The following is a 19,117-nucleotide window of genomic DNA, read 5'->3' on the forward strand; positions in this document are numbered from 1 at the left end:
AGGTGGTATTACTGATGCTGGTCATAGTGCTGTGGGAGTCCAATTTTTAACTGTTCCGTTTGATAATGTATTGACTGGCGTGACTTATATTAATGCTTATTCAGAAGATGGTTATTTGGATACTTTTACTGGTAGCTTAAATGCTGATACTTCTGGAGGGTTAAGTATACCTGCTAATATTAATGCCGTGGGTGGTACAGTACAATGGCGAGTTTGGGAGAAAATAACTCTAGGTGCTTGGGGAGGATGGGTATTTACAAATTATATTAATTCTGATGCTCATGCTACTTCTAATACTTATTTATTTTCTGTTGGTATGTCTGACCCTTTTGGTCGTCAAGGAGATTTATTTGCCGTTTTATTTGGTAAACCGTTAAAATTAGTTGATGGAGATAATGGCATTGAAGAAGATGAGGATACTTCTTATCATATTGAAACTTTTTATCGGTATAAAGTTAACGATTATATCACAATTACTCCCGGATTTTTTGTAGTGACTAATCCAGAACATAATGAAGATAATGAAACAATTGTAATTGGAGTTTTACGGACAACTTTCCGCTTTTGACCTTGAAGAAGGAAGAAGGAAGAAGGAAGAAAAAATGGATGGGGACTCAAACTTCAACCAATTGTCAACACTCTGTAAGACAGTGGGGTATTAAACCCAAAAGAAAAAGATAAGTAAAATTAACAAAAAAAATTTAGAATAACTATATTTATCTATGATTGAAGAAAGAAGAATAAAAAAGTGGATGGGGACTCAAACTTCAACCAATTTTCAACATCTTGTAGATGGCGGGATATTAAACCCAAAAGAAAAAGATAATATCAAAAATAATAGCTTTTTGATAGCAGTAAGAAACAGAGAACAAACAAGAGTAAAGGTGCAACAAAAAAGAACAAAATATTTGGGAATGAACGAAGACAGGAGTCATAATTCCCTTCTGCCTTCTGCCTCCTCCCCTCTGCCTTTCCTGATAAATTCAATTAATAAATTGATATGTTTCTTTCTTTCTTCTTCTTTTTCCCTTGGGTTAATATCTGTAGCTTACGCTCAAGAAGAAAATTCTAGGGAACCAGCAAAACGTAGAATAAGCGTACCATTTTTTGAAGAAGAGAGAAAACTAGATTTCAGTGGCTTTTCTAATACTTTTTTAAATGATGCTCTGGGTGGTACAGGCGACCCAATGGGTGGCACCACTGCACCTGGTTCTGATTTTACCATGTCTCCAGATGTATCGGACTCGGAATTTTCCGACCCTTCTCGTGGAGTGGGAGACCCCTCTCGTGGTGGAATGATGAGAGGTTCTCAACCTGCTGCTGGTAGCTCTGGCGATCGCGTATCACCTACACCTATAACTCCTATTACTGGAGGTGGAGGTAGAGGTATTTTTCAACAGTTACCACCGAGGTAAAAGGTCTACTCTTCGATCAAGCAAGTTCGGTGAAATCATCAATACTAATGACGCTTTCCTCTACACCCTGTAACGTAATAGAAAGCTGGTTAGTACTAATGCGAGTATCATTACCTATCTGAGAAATAGTCAATTGCTCGACACTCAGACCACCCTGTAAACCAATAATATCTATTCCGTCTTCAAAATCAACAATAATATTGTCGCCATGACCTAATCCAAAGTCAAAGCGATCGCCACCAGGTCCGCCGATGAGAATATCATCACCCCTGTGGCCACCAATAATATCAACACCATTACCTCCATCAACTGTATCGTTACCTTTACCTCCAAAAAGTAAGTCGTTACCATCCAAACCTTGGACTGTATCATCACCTTTGTTGCCATAAATGAAACTATTTTCAGAAGTTCCGATTAAATCATCATCATCATTTGTACCGATAATAACATTAGGAGCAATAACCGACTGAGTTCTCTCCCAAACACTTTCCCCGACTTCTCGCCCTAACTCGCGACCATTCAAGTCCCCATCATCAAAATGAATACCACCATAAAGACGAGAAATACCAGCTTCATCCGCAGCTTCACTAAAAGTATCCCACTCCAAAACTAGAGGTGACTCCGGTGTCAAACCAGGTTCAAAACGAGACTCTCCTGCTGCAAAACTGACTGAAGCACCAAAATCATCACTACCAGTAAACCGTTCCAAAATTTCAGCACCCGCAGCACTAAAAGTACTATGACCAGATACATATTCAGCAAAAGGAGGTGAAGGGTCACTACCAGGAGTTTGAAAGGTGAGAAAATCAGTTGCTAAAATAGTTTGGGTTCCTTCTGCTGGACCTGCCCAAGCATCAATGGCAAAACCACCAAGTTCTGGATTAAATTCTCCTATTAAACCCAGTTCTCCTAACTCCCGGACTGTGCGTACAGGTCGAGCATAATCATAAAAAGTTTTAGCATCCCAAGCAGCAATACCAGCATCAAATACTGCATTACCCAAATTAAAGAACAGTTTCACATCCTCGTCTAAAGTATGATTATCCCTAGCGGAAACAAATTCTCCAAAAGTCAGCCAAGTTCCGGGAGGGAATGATGTACCGCCTCCGTCTTCCCAAAATTCGGCGATTAATTTTTGTTCATCTGTCAGGTTAGCACTGAGATCGACAATTCTTTGTGTCTGTTCGATAAATTTAGGATTAATAATTGTACCAACAATATCGGGAGTAATTTCAACCACAGACTGGTCTGCTAGAGTAATTGTGCGTGCTTCTAAGTCTACCTCACCATCTACAAGTAAAAATGGTTCTGGTGCTTCTGGTCGTATGTCTTCAACGGATGTGAGACCAAAGGGTGTAACATTACCCCATTGAGGAGTTAGGAATGTTTGCACTCTTTGTTCTTCACCGGGTAGAGCATCAATGGGAACCCGTTCGGGAGTCCAAGACTCTATATCGATAGTTTCTCCAGGAAAATTAAGGGGTTGATAGTTAGTAATATCGGAGTAAGGAGTACCGTTACCGTTAGGGTCATTTCCTAGTTGGTTGGAGCCATCATTTCGACGGAATGTTAATAGTGCTTCAGCGGAGACGTTACCAATGCCAGCAGGAGTGCTTGTATCAGTGGTTGTGTTGTTGGGGTCAAAGCCTAATTCAGCCATGACTTCATTGAAAATTTCTACTTCGCTAGGGAAGAGTTCCGATAATACCCGATAAGCAGCAAAACTTATAGCTTCAGTTTTGTTGGCATCAGTGTTTTCTGACTGGGGACGTTGGAGATTATCCTCTAATTGAGTTCCAATAGCTAGTGGGTCGTAGGCGCTCCAAGCGTCATAGGCGGCTGTGTGTAGGATGCCATAAGCACGGGAGGCAACAGTCGGACCGGGGGAGGTGTTGATGACTGCTTGTTGTACTGCTTGATCCCATAGTACGGAAATGCTTGGTGTGGGATTTTCTACTGTGACAAGTTGAGTTTCTGGGTTGACGGTGAGATTGATGTTGTTGTCAGAAATTTGCTGATTTTGCCTGGTGGAATTATTCATGTTTTTTTTTTAGTGTTAAAGAACTAAAGTGTAGAAGGAAGAAGCAAGAGTCGGATAGGCGAGTTATCAAACAGGATTGGGTCTAAAACCCCGCCTTTTAAGGTGAAATATTCTTTCTGTTTTGCGATTATTAATGTTCTATTGCTCTATTGGACAATAGTTATTGCTCTGGTTCAAAAGCGATCGCTCTGTTTGGCGATTATTAATGTTCTATTGGACAATAGTTATCATTTTCTTTGTGGGTTTAATACCCCACCGTCAACGGGGGTGTTCACGCATTACTTGGGGGGAGCGAATCCCCATGTAATTTTCCTCCTGTCTCCTGTCTCCTGTCTCCTGTCTCCTTCTTCAATGCTCTGGTTCAAAAGCGATCGCTCTGTTTGGCGATTATTAATGTTCTATTGGACAATAGTTATCATTTTCTTTGTGGGTTTAATACCCCACCGTCAACGGGGGTGTTCACGCATTACTTGGGGGGAGCGAATCCCCATGTAATTTTCCTCCTGTCTCCTGTCTCCTGTCTCCTGTCTCCTTCTTCAATGCTCTGGTTCAAAAGCGATCGCTCTGTTTGGCGATTATTAATGTTCTATTGGACAATAGTTATCATTTTCTTTGTGGGTTTAATACCCCACCGTCAACGGGGGTGTTCACGCATTACTTGGGGGGAGCGAATCCCCATGTAATTTTCCTCCTGTCTCCTGTCTCCTGTCTCCTGTCTCCTTCTTCAATGCTCTGGTTCAAAAGCGATCGCTCTGTTTGGCGATTATTAATGTTCTATTGGACAATAGTTATTGCTCTAGACCCTACATACATCCTGGAGGGACTGTGTGCGGAAATAGTTCCGCACTTTAAAAGCGCCGTAGGAAACCTCGCCAATTAGCACTCAATTTTAACTTTTAACTTCCGGGTAGCGGCACTACTCCCTACTGCCTAATCTCCTAGTATACTTGACTGTAGCTTGGCGAAAACTGAAGCATAGTCATCATTTCTTTCTGGTAAAGCATTCTCAACAGAAAGTGCTTTAGGCCAACGGTATTGATAGTATCCCATCGTCCTTAATTCTGCTGCTAGACGCTCAAAACACTTTCTCGCCTGTTCATCTCGACCAGCAACTTCGCGGTCGTAAACTAAAGATGTCATCACATACATTTCTCTACTGTTAACACCATCTAAAACAATCATTGGCTCAAACCCGTAATCATTAAAAAAGTGTTCAATCACAGGAACAATAGTAAGTGCATCGGTACCAGAAGCAGGTGCTGTCACAGCTAGCCAGATAAAACCACATCGGTCTCGGTCTAGATCCATAATTTCTGGAATTGAATTGCGTTTACGCCAATAACTAATAGGAATACTGCCCTGGACAGGAATTCCAGCAAAAGTCAAGAGACGACCTTTGAGTAGTTTATGAGTCAATTCAGGAATTTCTAGATTCCTATTCCAACGCAATTTTTTGATTTGAGATTGATCTACAGTGAACGTTTTCAATCTACTTACTTTGTTATTGAGGACTTCGTGAATATCCGCTTTCATTGCTTCAGCGTGCCTTAAAGTAGGAGAATAGATAGCAAACACTCCGTTATAAACTCCTGACCAGCCAGGAATTTGTTGTTGGCGCAAGAGTTTCAGCATCAGATTGCGATCTAGAGTTCTTTGTGCATCAGTCTCTTGCCAAGGAAACTGACTGACTTCTGCCAGAATTCGGTAGCCATGCAACAGTATCCAGTTACTTTCAATTAATCCAGTTTGCTTTAAATTGTGCAATTGGTCAGTTAGCTCACCTAACTGCTCTTCTTCATCAATGGAAAAATAAAATATTTGTAGGTATGCGGGAGCTAACGATAATTCCAACGTCATTTCGGTGACAATTCCTAAATTTGATTGCCGAAATAAACCCTTCAAGTCTGGTCCGAGACCATAACGAGATATTCCTGCTGTTGAAGCGTTGGGCAAAGCATCAAATCCAGTTTTGAGTAATTCACCAGAGGGTAAAATCGCCTCAAGGGAAATTACATGATTCCAGCGAATCACATTCAGACCGTTGGCATAACCTGCATCTATAGCATTGCCAATAATGCTGGAATAAGGTGAACTTCCTGTGAGAGAAAAGAACAAGTGGGGATAATTTGACCGCAAATATTCAAATAACTGCTGCTGAGTTACTCCAGGACCAAGAGTGACGGTGGCATTTTTACCATCTACCTTAATCTGATTCAGTCTACTCAAATTCATAACCACACTCAGGTTTTCATCAGGAACTTGAGAACCATATCCCCAGTTATATCCCTGACTGACTGGGTGAATATGAATTCCAAATAGTTGAGCAGCTTTGAGGCACGCTTGAACCTCTTGTGGTGAACCTGGTTGAATCACGAAACGCACTTGTTGTGAAGTTTCAAAAGTTGCTGTCTCTACTGCGGCAATTACATTCTCATTGGTAATTACATATTGATGACCAAGTATTTTTTGACAAAATTCTAGGTAGTGCCATTTTAATTTCAAACTGGGGTTAGATTGTAAAACCGATACCATTGTTGTTCTCCTTATTGCTGAATAGATAAATTAAATTAGTGTTGGCTGAATCAAAAGATGATTGAGAGAGAATTTTTTACCTGAGTTTTGCTACTCTCAATCATTCCTAAAGTCAATCTAGAACTTGATGTTTCACTAGCTATTAGCTTTTAGCATTTCCGTACCGGAATGCTCCGCAAACAGCTATCAGCTTTTATAGCTCTGGGTTTAAATCCCCGGTATAAACCGGAAGGTGCGCGGAGGGGTTTAAATCCCCTTCTAAATGTTTACTGCTGACTGCTGAATGCTGAACGCTTTTTTAATGGGAATTAATTTTTTTCTTGCTCACAAGTAAACTTAGACCTAAAATTCCTAATCCTGCCAATGATGCAGGTTCTGGTACTGATTCATAGCTAACGTTGTCTCCTCCTGTAACCCTGGTATCAACAGCTCCTGTTTCCAGGTTGGGACCCCATATAGACCAAGCTCCAGGTTCGCCAGGCTTGATCGCTTCATCTCCACCATCAATCAGAAGTACATAATCACCACTTTCTTGAGATTGGCCATTGTACTCTATTCCTAAAAATTCTCCATTGGCAAAAACAGCGTTTGCCTTATCTGCATTTGTGTGGGAGAAAGAAAATGTGTCTAATGTGTTTAAAGTAAGTTCTACGTCAAACTCAGTTAGGGCAAACTTCTCCAAAGCGTTCAATTTATCTGGTTCTGCCTCGAAACTGACAGAACCAGAACCGAGAATATCTTCAGCATCATCTATCAGAGGGAAATTGAAGTTGAAAGAGGCAGCATGAGCGGGAATTTCTGAAACTACGGTAAACAAAGCTGCACTAGCAATTGCGACGGTGAATTTTGTGAAGATGTTGTTAGTCATTGTTTTACTTTTTCCTATGATTTGTTGATTTAATTTGTCTGATGAGTTTGAAAAAAAGACAAAATGAGTCTTTTGAGCAAAAATAGCTGTGAGTAACTAGATGAGCGATCGCTAATTTTGCCTAAACTTGCGTTCTCCTAGAGCTACTAACTAGCTCTGGAATAAAAGCTATCAATTTTGGTTGAAATCCCCTTGAGATTGCATTTTTCTCGGTTTCAGTATAAATCTCAACTTAATACTGAACGCTTAACAATTCGACCAGGAACTCCGACAACTGTGCAATTAACAGAAACATTCCGTAGAATAACTGCATTAGCACCAATAGAAACATTGTTGTCGATTTTGATATTGCCTAAAACCTTAGCTCCAGCTCCGACAATCACATTGTTTCCCAGAGTAGGGTGGCGCTTTCCAGTCTCTTTACCAGTTCCACCAAGAGTCACGCCTTGGTATAGCAGAACATATTCTCCCACTTTCGCTGTTTCGCCAATTACTACACCCATGCCGTGGTCAATGAATGCACCCTTACCAATTTGAGCAGCAGGGTGAATTTCAATCCCAGTCAAGAAGCGAGCAAAGTACGAAATGAAGCGAGGAATTAAGGGAGTTTTTAAACCATGGAGATAGTGAGCTATCCGATAACACAGCAAGGCATGAAACCCTGGGTAACACAACAAAACTTCAAACCAGTTTTTAGCTGCTGGATCACGTTGAAAAATAATCTGGAAGTCAGCTGATATCGTTCTCAGAAAATTAAGCAGTTTTATCTGACTTGCCAAGAAGAAATATCTATGAGATTCTGAAGCTACCAAATGCTTGTTAATCCTGGTTTCAGCAGGGATTAGTTCCCCAGTTAAGGACATTTTACTGTCTCCTTTTTACTGTTGTTTTTCTGTTCTGCGAGTTTATATTTCTCACATAGAAAAGGTTATGCAAAAATTTGTCAGTATCTACTGTTGTAATATTAAACCAGCTTTTCTTCGGTATAGTTAGTCAGGAGTCGGGAGGGAAGGAAGAGTAGAAAAAAGTTTTTTATGGCGCTATTATCCGGACATGATATAATAGGCGTTACATAGAGTGCCCATTGGAATTAGTGTGAAGAGTGTGGAGGGCGTTACATAGAGTGCCCATTGGAATTATAGTTTGAAAAAAAGAGGAAGTAAAAGATGTTACCTTTTGTGCAAAGATTCATCCCGCCCCTCAGCAACGCCATATAATACAGTTTTTTTTAGCATAGAGTATATTTACTGATTGAAATTTATAAATTTTTTATAGCAATGAGCGCTGGTATATTTACAAATTGCAGGAGGGGCAAAATAGCTAAAAGTCTTATATTATCGGCAATTTATCATTTTCTTTGTGGGTTTAATACCCCACCGTCAACGGGGGTGTTCACGCATTACTTGGGGGAGCGAATCCCCATGTAATTTTCCTCCTGTCTCCTGTCTCCTGTCTCCTGTCTCCTTCTTCAATCCCCCTTCCGGAGCTGTTGCCTTCCGGAGCTGTTGCCTGCGCACAGCGCTATAACCACAAAATCAGGTTTCAAGTCTCCTCTTTTAAGGGGATAAAAAGTGGAGCTTTACGCTTGCAAAATGCCATATCCAATCGACCAAGAGAAAGAAAATTTAGTATGTTCGATCGCCTCCCTATTACCGAAGGTACTGAATTCCGCAGTTCCTCTGTAAGAGGCTTTTTCCGTTTTTCATGCTGCGCTTTTCATGTGGGCGTTTTGCGCTTGTGCCTAACTTCCGCTAAAAGCTAGCACACAATGACCGCTTGCATCTGCTGCACCCCGCGCAGTCAGATCAAATCCGCTCGGGTTCGGTCTAAAAAAATGTTCCATCACAGCGCCATTACCAAATTTTTCTTGATATCCCCATCTTCCCATCTCCCCATCTTTACAGCGGTTTTCATTTCGGTAGACCACAGTAGGGACGTTCTATGGAACGTCCCTACTGGGCGCGTGATTGTGACTATGTGGTTCATCAATATAAAAAGCGCTGTAAACTTGGTTCTATAAGTAACTGTGCAAAACTAATTTAATATTTGGTGCAGAATAGTTACAATAATGGAATTACTTTTGATGTCTTTATAATGACCCAATTAAGTTCAATTACTATCTCACCTAATTTAGAACCTACTGGTTTATTTGTTCTCTTACATGGCTGGGGAGCTAATTGTAATGATTTAACACCTTTAGCAACACAGTTGAATTTGCCTGATTATTGGTTTGAATTTCCAGATGCTCCATTGCCTCATCCTGAAGTTCCTGAGGGAAAAATGTGGTATGACTTATCAAATTTAGAATTCCAAGGTCTGGTTGAAAGTCGCCAAATATTAATTGATTGGCTAATTTCTCTAGAAAGTAAAACAGGGATACCTTTATCTAAAACTATTCTATGTGGCTTTTCTCAAGGTGGGGCAATGGCTATGGATGTAGGAGTAACTTTGCCAATAAAAGGCTTAATTATTTTAAGTGGATACCTACATTCTCAACTTCAACCATCAGGAGAAAAATTACCACCTGTTCTAGTTACACATGGTACACAAGACCCAGTTTTACCTATTGAACAAGGAAGACGAACGCGCGATACTTTCACAAATCTGGGGGCAAATATACAATACCAAGAATTTAATATGGGACATGAGATTATTCCAGAAATTGTGAAGTTAATGCGAAGTTTTGTTATAGATACTATGGCAAAAGCTTAGAAAGACTATTATATTAAATGGAGGTGTGAATAACACTCCGTTTTAATTAATGCTTTCAGCAGATGCCATTTCAGGGAGGTCGGTTTTGATGCAAACTATAGCCCGTTCTTTACACGAGGTTGCTAATTTAACTGCACAGGATGTAGCTAAGTTGGCTTTACGTTTGGAGGAAGATGATTATCAAAATCCTTTTGACGGGTTGAGTGATTGGCACCTGCTACGAGCGATCGCCTTTCAACGTCCAGAGTTAATCGATCCTTATATCCATTTATTGGATTTAGAGCCTTGTGATGAGGCTTGAGGAAAATATGGGAACGCACAAGTCAGTAATTTAATCATTTTGTCACATTTGAGAGTGTTGGTTTAGTAAACAAGGTATTTTTAAGCTTGGATACTTTTTACCCAACACTCCTATTTATCTTAATCTTAATTATGTTTGAATACTTACTGATGATTTTAGTCAAATAGGAAACATTCATTTGATATGACAACTGCTTGGCGTTGCACAGTGACGAATGATTTTAGATTTTTGATGAACAGGATTTTGGATTAATCAATTGCTAGAATGATTGATATTAGGTTTTTTTATCAAAGTCTAAACTAATTTTTGGCAATATCATTCCATAATGTGCGACCCCAACTGCTTAATGAAAAATATGGCGTTGCTCAAGAGTATGTATGATATTAATTTTAATTACTTAGGAGTCAACCCACCCCCACCCCTCCCAGGAGGGGAAGTCAGGAGAACTGAGTCAGGAGAAAGAAAAGTGTTTTTCGGTCAATTAAGTAAAGACAACATCTAATTTTGCTATTCAAAGAATGACTCTTAATTTACCTAAATTACTTATTTCATACCTCAAATCACCAATGCCAAAAATACTATATTAATTAATTATTTGCTTCTTCACAACTTAACGATCTAGAATTTCAACAATTAACAATTATTAATTAACAATTACCTCTCCTTTTCAAGACAAGAAAATATTATGGGTAGAAGAGTTTTAATCAGTATTTGTGGTGGTATAGCAGCTTATAAAATTTGTGAAGTAGTTTCTACTCTCGTAAAATCTGGTATCGAGGTGCGAGCAATTTTGACAGATTCTGCTCAACAGTTCATTACACCTCTAACTTTATCCACTCTCTGTCGTTATCCAGCTTATACAGATCGAGATTTTTGGCAGTCTACTCACGGACGTCCATTGCATATTCAGTTGGGTGAATGGGCAGAAATAATAGTCATTGCTCCTCTCACAGCAAATACTTTGGCAAAATTAGTATACGGTTTAGCAGATAATTTGTTGACTAATACAGTGCTGGCTTCTCGTTGCCCAATTTTATTATCTCCGGCAATGAATACTGATATGTGGGAACAACAGACAGTACAGCGAAATTGGCAACAAATATTGACAGAAAAAAGATATTATGGTATGAATCCAAGTATGGGAATATTAGCTTGCGATCGCGTTGGTCAAGGCCGAATGGCGGAACCAACAGAGATAATCACAAATATAGAATCTTTGTTATATACAGCAGGCAAAAGAGATTTAGTAGGTAAGAGAATATTAATTAGCGCGGGTGGAACGCGAGAACATTTAGACCCTGTGAGGTATATTGGCAACCCTTCTACGGGTAAGATGGGTATAGCTTTAGCTAAGGCGGCATTGCATCGCGGTGCAAGTGTTACTTTGGTTCATAGTATTTCGGGAGAGTTGCTGTTATCAGGGATAAAAACTGTGGAGGTAGTGAGTGCTGCTCAGATGCGACAAGCAATGTTATCTCATTTTACTGAAGCAGATATAATTGTGATGAGTGCGGCAGTAGCAGATGTTAAACCTGTTGAGTATAGTAGTGAGAAATTGCCAAAGCGATCGCTACCAAATTTATTACCTTTGACACTTGTACCGGATATTGTGGCGGAGTTAGGGCAGTTAAAGCAGCGCCAGCAATATTTGATTGGGTTTGCAGCACAGACTGGAGATATTGTTGCACCTGCGTTGGAGAAGTTGCAGGTTAAAAATTTAGATGCTATTGTTGCTAACCCTATTGACCGAGAGGAAGCTGGTTTTGGTAGTGATACAAATCAAGGAATTTTTCTGGATGCTGAAGGTCGTCGGCGAGATCTTCCGTCTTGTAGTAAATTAGAAATGGCTCATAGGTTGTGGAGTTTTGTCTTGGAGAGCGGGGGATGGGGAAATGGGGAGCTAGGGATATAGGGGGATGAGGAGATTAAATATTGATATCAAATCCGGTAGCAGTAGTTGAAGGTGTGGAACTGGGAGTTATAGAAATCGGATTATTTTCTACTACTGAACTAATATTATTGTTTGGTTGATTAAGATTAATTTTTCCTGTATCTGTAAAGACTTCACCTGTATTAATTTTACCTACTTCAGTGGTCAGATTAATATTGCCACTTCCTTGAGGATCAGTGGAAGTAATATTACCTGTATTTTATTTCTAGCACTAATATCAATGTCACCAGCAGTACCTGTTTCTGCTTGAGTCGTAATATTATTTGTATTAACAGAACTTGCCTGACTATTAACAGAAATATCTCCACTATTATTATTGCCAATAGAACTAATATTACCTGTACTTATATCGTCTATTGCTACAATATTTATATCCCCAGAATTTCCAGCTTCGGCAATTGTTTCAATATTATTTGTATTCACAGAACCTTCTTGACTATTAACAGAAATATCTCCAGTATTATTATTGCTAATAGAACTAATATTACCTGTACTTATATCCCCTTCCGCATTAACATCAATATTACCTGAGTCTTCTGAGTCACCAAGTGATTCAATATTTCCCGTATTTACCTCCCCATTATCGCTACTAACCTCTATGTCCCCAGTATTTTCTCCACCACTAGAATTAATTTCCTCAGTATTGATATCTTCTTCCCGCTTCGACATTAATATCATCTGAGTTGCCAGAGTTGGTGCCAACAGAACCTGAACTTAATCTCCCACCAGTAGTATCAATAGTATCAACTGCATCTAGAGTTATGTCTCCCCCACTACCCAGAAAAGAACCAGAATTTGAATTTATGGCGTTGAACAGTGACGAATGATTTGATATTTTTGATTGAATTGGATTGTGGATTAATCAATTGCTAGAATGATTAATTAATGGTTATTTTTAGTCAAAATCTAAACCAATTTTTGGCAATATCATTCCATAATGGGCAACCCCGAATTTATACTACTTGTGAAAATATTACCTCCACTTGTGAGAGTAATTTCCCCTGCATCTCGGTCTCTAGAACTAGAGTCAAGGCGATCAATAGTAGTATCAATGTTTCCTCCTGCTTGAATATTAATATTTCCTCCATTTCCACTTTCGTTAGATGAGGCCAGTATTTTTTCAGTAAAAATATTACCCTCTGCTGTCAAGGTGAAATTTCCTCCAAAGGAGATGGAGGAACTAGCTTGTATTTGATTCGCCCTAGTATCAATATTGCCTCCTTTGGAGTTACTGCTCCTTGAAAATTTGCACCCTCTAAATGTGCTCCCTTAAAATTAACACCTGCTAAATTTGCGTTCTCAAAGTCAGCTTTTTCTAAAATTGCTCCCTGTAAATTAGCTCCTCTGAGTATTGCTCCTGTCAAACGACTGTTGCTTAACTCAGCATTTGCTAAATTAGCACCTTCCAAATTTGCATAAGTTAAGTTTGCACCTTGGAAATTTCCATTAACCATCTGAGCTGCCTGAAATTTTGCATCTTGAAGATTAGCGTGTTTTAGATTAGCTCGTGTCAGTTTTGCACCTTGTAAATTTGCCAACATTAAATCAGCATTTTGGAGGCTAGCATCAGTCAAATTAGCCTCTCTAAAATCAGCATCAGGACTTACGCAAATTGACCTTTAAACCACCATCTGTAGGAGCAAATGGCATTTGCGCTCCGCAAAGCTCCGAATGGCGCCCTCGCTATATGCAGAGTCTCTGCGTAAGTCCTGAGCATACTGAAGTTTGGATTAATTATTCGGTAATATTTTTTCTAATAGTTAATCTGAGTTGAAAACATTGAAAACTATGACTCCTGACTCCTGATTCCTGGTATCATGTCCGCTGGTATCGTTTGTGTAAACCCAAGGGTGAATATCTACAAAAAATTTCAGGTTTTTTGGACTTTTAAGTCTTCTATTCTAGATAACTAAAGCCTTCTTCCCTCTTCACTTCTTCCCTCTTCCTTCTTCCTTCTTCCTTACCTTTACAATAACGATGCTACCGAACTTGATATGACTCCTAGCTGCCAGGAAAATATTACAACTTAAATAGGATTTATATATTCTCTATTCCCTTGTTCAATCCCTAAATTTTGACTAGACTGCCAACTTTTATAAGTTTCTGTATCACTAATAATATTAATATTAAATAAATCTATTCCCTCTTGCTCCAATAAAGCCAAAATTGCCAAATTCAATTGGTCATAAGAGCTATAATACTTATCTAAATTGTTAGTATATCCAATTACTCTAATCACGCGAGCATTTCTGTCCAATCCATCAAATCTCACCAGACAAGAATTATCTAAAATGTCAATTGATTTAGGGATTTGTCGAATTTTCTCATTAATATCGGCTATTTTCTGAGCTGAAATTCCGTCAATTTTAATGAATAAATCAATAGCTGCTTTCCGATTTTCAATTGGCTGTTGGCAGAAATTTTTGATGTTGCCATCAATCATTTTAGAGTTAGGAACTTTCTGGATAGCTCCCTTAAACTTTAAATAAATTGTTGTACTTCTAATACCAATTTTCGTAACCTGCCCCAAAACACCACTTGGTAGTAAAATCAAATCATTTTCACGATACAAGCTGTCACTGTAAATTACAACTGTAGCTAACCAATCACTAATAACATCCTTAAATAATAAACCTAGCGTTAAACCAGCGCCACCGACTAAACCAAAGATTGCAGTAACAGAAGTTCCTAGTAATAATTCTCCTGCTTTTAAGCCAAAAATTAGGATAGCAGTAAACCTAAATAATATCGGAAGATAAGGGCTAATAATATCATCTAATTCAGTCTCAGTTTTAGCTGATAAATTACTAAAAAATTCTCCTAATATCGGAGAGATACGGTAGATAATTAGTGAAACATTACCTACTATTGCTAAGTTAATAATTCCTGTGACTATTTGATTTAATTGGGGAGAAATAGAATCAGTTAATATTAATTGTAGAATCCACAATCCAAGTATATAGATAAACCACCCTATCGGCTGTTTAACAGATGCAATTAATTGATCGTCAAGGGTAGTTTTTGTATTACGAGTTAAAGCCTCAACTTGCTTAATTAATATTATGCTGAATAGTTCTTTTAATCCTAATATTCCTATTAAAGCCAGAGCAATAAAAAATATTTTTATTGCTGGTATATCTAGAATTGTAATATTTATGAGACTTTGCCAAATTTTTTCCATGATTAATAAAGTCAGATTCCTTGAATAATTTAGTAGTTTTTAAGTTAATAGATAAGTATTTAGCATTCAGCTATTTTTTAGTTTTAGACAAACGGTTGGCGATCGCTCCTATCTAAATAAAAAAAATTTATCTCAAAGTTAAGTAGGATTCAAAAGACACTCAGAGATCGCTCCCCATATAATACAACGGTGGGCGATCGCCATTTCCAGCAAAACTTAATTGCTTAATAATTTCCAAGGATAATTTTCCTTTGTTATCATCATTTAATGTGCTTTAGATAGACTAAATACTACACAAATATAAATTATCTATGCTAACTAAAATTAAAGATTTAACAGCTACCCTGGCCCCCCGTATGATTGAAATTCGTCGTCATATTCACTCTCACCCAGAATTAAGTGGCCAAGAGTACCAAACGGCTGCTTATGTTGCAGGTGTGTTGTCTTCCTGTGGTCTCCATGTACGAGAGTCTATAGGTAAAACTGGTGTTCTGGGAGAACTCAAAGTTAATAGTAATAATCAATGGTTGGCTATTCGTACCGATATGGATGCTTTGCCGATTAAAGAATGTACTAATTTAGATTTTGCCTCCCGTAATACTGGCATTATGCACGCTTGTGGTCACGATGTCCATACAACTGTAGGACTAGGAGCTGCAATGGTATTATCTGAATTGGGAGAACCCTTACTAGGTAACGTTCGGTTTCTGTTTCAACCAGCAGAGGAAATTGCCCAAGGTGCAAATTGGATGATTGAAGATGGGGCGCTTGAGGATGTACAGGGAATTTTAGGAGTCCATGTTTACCCAACTATTCCAGCGGGTTCGGTGGGTATTCGTCACGGGGTACTAACTGCTGCTGCTGATGATTTGGAATTGACAATTATTGGGGAATCTGGTCATGGTGCCCGTCCCCATGAAGCTATTGATGCGATTTGGATTGCTTCTCAAGTAATTACTAATTTACAGCAGGCCATTAGTAGAACTCATAATCCTTTAAGACCTGTAGTGTTAACAATTGGTAAAATTAGTGGCGGACGAGCGCCAAATGTGATATCTGACCAAGTAAAAATGTGGGGAACTGTACGATCGCTTCATCCAGATACCCATAAAGTTTTACCTGCATGGATTGAAAATATTGTGGCTAATATTTGTGGTTCTTATGGCGCTAAGTATGAACTAAATTATCGTCAGGGAGTACCATCTGTGCAAAATGACCCAGCATTGACTCAGTTGGTCGAGTCAGTTTCTTTGGAAGCTTGGGGCAGCGATCGGGTTTGTATTTTACCTGAGCCTTCCCTAGGTGCGGAAGACTTTTCTATGTATCTGAAGAAAGTTCCAGGTATGATGTTTCGTTTGGGAGTGGGACACAAAGACAAACCTAACTATCCTCTGCATCATCCTCAGTTTGAGGCAGATGAATCTGCTATTGTCACTTGTGTGGTTACTTTGGCTTATGCTGCCTATAAATATTGGCACAATTGCCATTTAGGCCATTAAGGTCTTGGTTGGGGAAGAGGGAAGAAGGAAAAATATTGTGTTGTCTGAGTTTTAAGCTTTTGATCTGTACTAATACTATTTCTAAATAGTAATGCTATGTTTGATTACCATCTGACCACTCCCCACACTCCCCATCTCCGCATCTCTTCATTACTAAAGATATATAGCAAACTTTTTGAGATAATGTAAGGCGCAAAATTAAAAAGGGTTTCGGTCCGGAATGCTCCACAAACGGCAATTGCTACAGTCAGCATTTCCTCAAAGGAATGCTTGGCAAACAGGGAGTGATCAATAGCTGAAACTGAGAGAAATGCACTTGAAAAGGGAATTTTAACCCTTCTTAAATTATCCTACTTGTACAAGCCAGGGATTTCAACCAAAGCTTATAACTGACAGCTAGTTAACATTAAATGATCTGCTAACTTTCAGTCAAAAAAGGATTAAACTAGATGTAGTTAATTACATTAAGATGCTTTTATAACTCCAGTTATAAAAGCTAGAATAGAAGTAGTAACTTCCAGTAAATGTAATGAATAATTGTAATTTTTAGGAGAAATATTGTGTCAACACAACAAGATGATCGGATTAAACAATTATTTATATTAGAAGCAGAAGAACATTTAGTTACCCTAGAAAATGGGTTGGTAGATTTGAAGTCTACAATGTCAGATTCTGAAACTATTAATGATATGTTTAGAGCAGCTCATTCTGTCAAAGGTGGGGCTGCTATGTTAGGAATGCACAGTGTACAAAAGGTAGCTCACCGTTTAGAAGATTGTTTCAAAATAATCCGCGAAAATCCTGTTGATATTGACCAAACAGTAGAGTCTCAATTTTTAAAAGGATATGATACTCTCAAAGATTTAGTAGAACGTCTCCAAGGTCCTTATGGTTTGAGGGAAGAAGAGGGACAAGAAATTGTTGATAATGCTTTGCCTATTTTTTCAGAATTAGAAACTAATTTGAATACTTTAGTGAGTGGTGGTACTGTTTCTCAATCTACTGCTGGTGGAAATGGGAAGACAATATCTAAATCTAATTTTTCTCAACAAGTTAAAAGTAAGTTAAAAGAAATGTTGGAGGTGTTTAAACAGGCTGATTCTCCTGACTCTAGAAAGCAGCTTACAGAAGTTTGTAATGGTTTGTTGAAGTTGGATGAAAATACAGAAATTTGGAAGAGTTTAGTTACATATTCTCGACAGGCGATCGTTAGTTCTAAATTGTCTTATCAAATTCTAGCTCCTGTAATTATTAAAGAACTTAATCAAGCAGGTGAGTTGATCCAAGCAGGAAAAGTACAGGAAATAGTGGAAAGTCAAGACCTTAAGGAAATAGCAACAGCTTCTGAACAGAAAAAAGTAACTTTGCCAAAAGAACCTAAAGAGTTAGTGAAATTAATTATTAAAAGTTTTAATCATAAGCAACTCGAAGCGATCGCTCGATTATTAGTTAAGCACGTTAAGTCGTCAAAAAATAATTGATTGACCATGATAATTTTACTATCTTATATATCTGTCTTAATATCTGTAAGATTATTGGCAATTACTTATTTTATTTTAGAGATATTAGACATCTGGTAAGAATTAAAAATAAAATAAATTATTATTTATAAATTATCAATTATATCAAATCCGGTTAATTGCACATAAAAAAATTCTCCAATCGTCATAAGTAGGCCCATCTTTGTAATTCTCTCTCTTCCTGACTCCTGACTCCCCCTCCTGGGAGGGGTTAGGGGTGGGTTGACTCCTCCTGAGTTAACCATTCTATAACTGTTTAACCGGACTTGATATTATTCCTCTCTTGGTGCGAATTTCCTTTCGTCTGCCGCCAACGCGGTCGCACCGCTTCTTCCTTCTTCAACAGTTTCTCTTTTTCTTTCTGCAATACTTTCCTCAAGTTTATGCAAAGCATGATTAACTTTTTCTTCTAACTTTTGAAACTGATGTTGTCGTAGGTCGCTCCACTCTGGCAATTTTTTAATAAACTGCTGTAAATCAATAATCACACTTGTTAAATCATTAATTTGCTGTAATTCTGGTCGTTGTTTAAACTGCTGAGAAATCATTTCTAGCTCTGTTTGTAACAGTTTAATAGTTTGCTCCTGAATATCAAATCGATTAGACAAACTTTTCATAGTTTCCAGCAAAGGTTTAATCTTGATATCTTCCTGATTATTTTCTAAGTTTTTAGCAGCAGATTCAAAAAAAGTTATACTATTTTGTAACTGAGAAATCATTTGGTAAATTGACTTTTGATATTGCTCTAGTTTTCCAGCAGTATCAAATTTAATTACTTTAATTTGTGCTGCTAATTTATGTCGATTAACTAAATTAATTAACAGAGAAATCAAAACACACCCTACTGCATAAATAATTGGTTTATCAAATATATAATTTGCCAAAAATCCTACAACAGAAGCAGTAATAAAAATATATTCAGCAATTTCTAAAAGACTACGACGATAGAACATATTTATATATTTTTTAATTGACTTCTCAAAATTATTATATAGCAGAAGGAAGAATTCATTAATTGATAATTGATAATTGATAATGGATAATTATCATTTTCTTTGTGGGTTTAATACCCCACCGTCTACACGGTGTTCAAAATT

20 protein-coding genes and 1 pseudogene are annotated in these 19,117 nt (G+C 38.1%); 9 read left to right on the forward strand and 12 right to left on the reverse strand.

The annotated features are described in order from the left end of the window. Positions 1-568, forward strand: a 568-nt coding sequence (locus tag D5R40_RS21835) for an iron uptake porin (RefSeq protein ID WP_153183501.1), incomplete at its 5' end; no start/stop codon positions are given. 154 nt (positions 569-722) lie between these two features. Then, on the forward strand, positions 723-1,415 hold the full coding sequence (locus tag D5R40_RS21840; RefSeq protein WP_124145802.1) for a hypothetical protein: 693 nt from the start codon (positions 723-725) through the stop codon (positions 1,413-1,415). A 16-nt stretch (positions 1,416-1,431) separates the two neighbouring features. On the opposite strand, the gene D5R40_RS21845 is transcribed toward D5R40_RS21840, so the two are convergent. From D5R40_RS21845 to D5R40_RS21865, 6 genes and pseudogenes are all read right to left on the reverse strand, one after another. Continuing rightward, positions 1,432-3,456 (reverse strand): DUF6851 domain-containing protein, encoded by a 2,025-nt coding sequence (locus D5R40_RS21845; protein ID WP_124145801.1) that lies wholly within the window; start codon positions 3,454-3,456, stop codon positions 1,432-1,434. A 930-nt stretch (positions 3,457-4,386) separates the two neighbouring features. Continuing rightward, positions 4,387-5,988 carry an FAD-binding oxidoreductase gene (locus D5R40_RS21850; protein WP_124145799.1) on the reverse strand — a complete coding sequence of 534 codons (1,602 nt, stop codon included), beginning with the start codon at positions 5,986-5,988 and terminating at the stop codon, positions 4,387-4,389. Positions 5,989-6,286: 298 nt separating this feature from the next. Next, the gene (locus tag D5R40_RS21855) at positions 6,287-6,856 is read right to left on the reverse strand and encodes a PEP-CTERM sorting domain-containing protein (RefSeq protein ID WP_124145798.1); all 570 of its coding nucleotides are present in this window, start codon (positions 6,854-6,856) and stop codon (positions 6,287-6,289) included. Positions 6,857-7,095: 239 nt separating this feature from the next. Next, positions 7,096-7,719: pseudogene (gene cysE / locus D5R40_RS21860) on the reverse strand (serine O-acetyltransferase); the annotation flags it as partial. Positions 7,720-8,235: 516 nt separating this feature from the next. After that, positions 8,236-8,373: a hypothetical protein gene (locus D5R40_RS35810; protein ID WP_161564600.1), complete on the reverse strand. Its 138-nt coding sequence runs from the start codon at positions 8,371-8,373 to the stop codon at positions 8,236-8,238. Between the two features lie 224 nt (positions 8,374-8,597). Then, positions 8,598-8,783 carry a hypothetical protein gene (locus tag D5R40_RS21865; RefSeq protein ID WP_124145796.1) on the reverse strand — a complete coding sequence of 62 codons (186 nt, stop codon included), beginning with the start codon at positions 8,781-8,783 and terminating at the stop codon, positions 8,598-8,600. Positions 8,784-8,950: 167 nt separating this feature from the next. Here D5R40_RS21865 and D5R40_RS21870 point away from each other — a divergent pair, with 167 nt between their 5' ends. The 4 genes from D5R40_RS21870 to coaBC all read left to right on the forward strand — a co-directional run bounded on the left by D5R40_RS21870 (position 8,951) and on the right by coaBC (position 11,781). Next, positions 8,951-9,568 (forward strand): alpha/beta hydrolase, encoded by a 618-nt coding sequence (locus tag D5R40_RS21870; protein WP_124145795.1) that lies wholly within the window; start codon positions 8,951-8,953, stop codon positions 9,566-9,568. Positions 9,569-9,656: 88 nt separating this feature from the next. Further along, positions 9,657-9,869 (forward strand): protein IsiD, encoded by a 213-nt coding sequence (isiD, locus tag D5R40_RS21875; RefSeq protein WP_124145794.1) that lies wholly within the window; start codon positions 9,657-9,659, stop codon positions 9,867-9,869. Between the two features lie 355 nt (positions 9,870-10,224). Then, positions 10,225-10,371 (forward strand): hypothetical protein, encoded by a 147-nt coding sequence (locus D5R40_RS35815; RefSeq protein WP_161565041.1) that lies wholly within the window; start codon positions 10,225-10,227, stop codon positions 10,369-10,371. Positions 10,372-10,551: 180 nt separating this feature from the next. Next, positions 10,552-11,781: a bifunctional phosphopantothenoylcysteine decarboxylase/phosphopantothenate--cysteine ligase CoaBC gene (gene coaBC, locus D5R40_RS21880; protein WP_240041634.1), complete on the forward strand. Its 1,230-nt coding sequence runs from the start codon at positions 10,552-10,554 to the stop codon at positions 11,779-11,781. Between the two features lie 183 nt (positions 11,782-11,964). On the opposite strand, the gene D5R40_RS21885 is transcribed toward coaBC, so the two are convergent. Next, complete coding sequence (locus tag D5R40_RS21885) at positions 11,965-12,522, reverse strand: hypothetical protein (protein WP_124155211.1); 558 nt, start codon at positions 12,520-12,522, stop codon at positions 11,965-11,967. Here D5R40_RS21885 and D5R40_RS41340 point away from each other — a divergent pair. Continuing rightward, on the forward strand, positions 12,516-12,647 hold the full coding sequence (locus D5R40_RS41340) for a hypothetical protein (protein ID WP_275670401.1): 132 nt from the start codon (positions 12,516-12,518) through the stop codon (positions 12,645-12,647). The genes D5R40_RS21885 and D5R40_RS41340 overlap by 7 nt on opposite strands. A 100-nt stretch (positions 12,648-12,747) precedes the next feature. Here D5R40_RS41340 and D5R40_RS21890 read toward each other — a convergent pair whose 3' ends face one another. The 3 genes from D5R40_RS21890 to D5R40_RS21900 form a co-directional block, all read right to left on the reverse strand. Further along, positions 12,748-12,969 (reverse strand): hypothetical protein, encoded by a 222-nt coding sequence (locus D5R40_RS21890; RefSeq protein WP_124145791.1) that lies wholly within the window; start codon positions 12,967-12,969, stop codon positions 12,748-12,750. Further along, positions 12,966-13,433: a pentapeptide repeat-containing protein gene (locus D5R40_RS21895; protein WP_124155212.1), complete on the reverse strand. Its 468-nt coding sequence runs from the start codon at positions 13,431-13,433 to the stop codon at positions 12,966-12,968. Before D5R40_RS21895 ends, D5R40_RS21890 begins: the two co-directional genes overlap by 4 nt. 413 nt (positions 13,434-13,846) lie before the next feature. Further along, complete coding sequence (locus tag D5R40_RS21900; RefSeq protein ID WP_124145789.1) at positions 13,847-15,001, reverse strand: mechanosensitive ion channel family protein; 1,155 nt, start codon at positions 14,999-15,001, stop codon at positions 13,847-13,849. Positions 15,002-15,312: 311 nt separating this feature from the next. Between D5R40_RS21900 and D5R40_RS21905 the strand changes: the two genes are divergently transcribed. Beyond that, on the forward strand, positions 15,313-16,500 hold the full coding sequence (locus D5R40_RS21905; RefSeq protein ID WP_124155213.1) for a M20 family metallopeptidase: 1,188 nt from the start codon (positions 15,313-15,315) through the stop codon (positions 16,498-16,500). A gap of 560 nt (positions 16,501-17,060) precedes the next feature. After that, the gene (locus D5R40_RS21910; RefSeq protein ID WP_124155214.1) at positions 17,061-17,981 is read left to right on the forward strand and encodes an Hpt domain-containing protein; all 921 of its coding nucleotides are present in this window, start codon (positions 17,061-17,063) and stop codon (positions 17,979-17,981) included. Positions 17,982-18,106: 125 nt separating this feature from the next. Here the strand turns inward: D5R40_RS21910 and D5R40_RS35820 are convergent, their stop codons facing one another. Both D5R40_RS35820 and D5R40_RS21915 read right to left on the reverse strand, forming a co-directional pair. After that, complete coding sequence (locus D5R40_RS35820) at positions 18,107-18,265, reverse strand: hypothetical protein (RefSeq protein ID WP_161564648.1); 159 nt, start codon at positions 18,263-18,265, stop codon at positions 18,107-18,109. Between the two features lie 27 nt (positions 18,266-18,292). Next, positions 18,293-18,973 (reverse strand): hypothetical protein, encoded by a 681-nt coding sequence (locus D5R40_RS21915; RefSeq protein WP_124146432.1) that lies wholly within the window; start codon positions 18,971-18,973, stop codon positions 18,293-18,295. Positions 18,974-19,117: the final 144 nt, after the last annotated feature.

It is taken from the genome of Okeania hirsuta, from assembly GCF_003838195.1.
Taxonomy (GTDB): domain Bacteria; phylum Cyanobacteriota; class Cyanobacteriia; order Cyanobacteriales; family Microcoleaceae; genus Okeania; species Okeania hirsuta.

Excerpts from the sequence above, each read along its gene's own strand:
- D5R40_RS21840 (WP_124145802.1), top strand. The coding sequence starts at position 723 with ATGATTGAAGAAAGAAGAATAAAAAAGTGGATGGGGACTCAAACTTCA.
- D5R40_RS21845 (WP_124145801.1), bottom strand. The coding sequence starts at position 3,456 with ATGAATAATTCCACCAGGCAAAATCAGCAAATTTCTGACAACAACATC.
- D5R40_RS21850 (WP_124145799.1), bottom strand. The coding sequence starts at position 5,988 with ATGGTATCGGTTTTACAATCTAACCCCAGTTTGAAATTAAAATGGCAC.
- D5R40_RS21855 (WP_124145798.1), bottom strand. The coding sequence starts at position 6,856 with ATGACTAACAACATCTTCACAAAATTCACCGTCGCAATTGCTAGTGCA.
- D5R40_RS21870 (WP_124145795.1), top strand. The coding sequence starts at position 8,951 with ATGACCCAATTAAGTTCAATTACTATCTCACCTAATTTAGAACCTACT.
- isiD (WP_124145794.1), top strand. The coding sequence starts at position 9,657 with ATGCAAACTATAGCCCGTTCTTTACACGAGGTTGCTAATTTAACTGCA.
- D5R40_RS35815 (WP_161565041.1), top strand. The coding sequence starts at position 10,225 with ATGGCGTTGCTCAAGAGTATGTATGATATTAATTTTAATTACTTAGGA.
- D5R40_RS21900 (WP_124145789.1), bottom strand. The coding sequence starts at position 15,001 with ATGGAAAAAATTTGGCAAAGTCTCATAAATATTACAATTCTAGATATA.
- D5R40_RS21905 (WP_124155213.1), top strand. The coding sequence starts at position 15,313 with ATGCTAACTAAAATTAAAGATTTAACAGCTACCCTGGCCCCCCGTATG.
- D5R40_RS35820 (WP_161564648.1), bottom strand. The coding sequence starts at position 18,265 with ATGGTTAACTCAGGAGGAGTCAACCCACCCCTAACCCCTCCCAGGAGG.
- D5R40_RS21915 (WP_124146432.1), bottom strand. The coding sequence starts at position 18,973 with ATGTTCTATCGTCGTAGTCTTTTAGAAATTGCTGAATATATTTTTATT.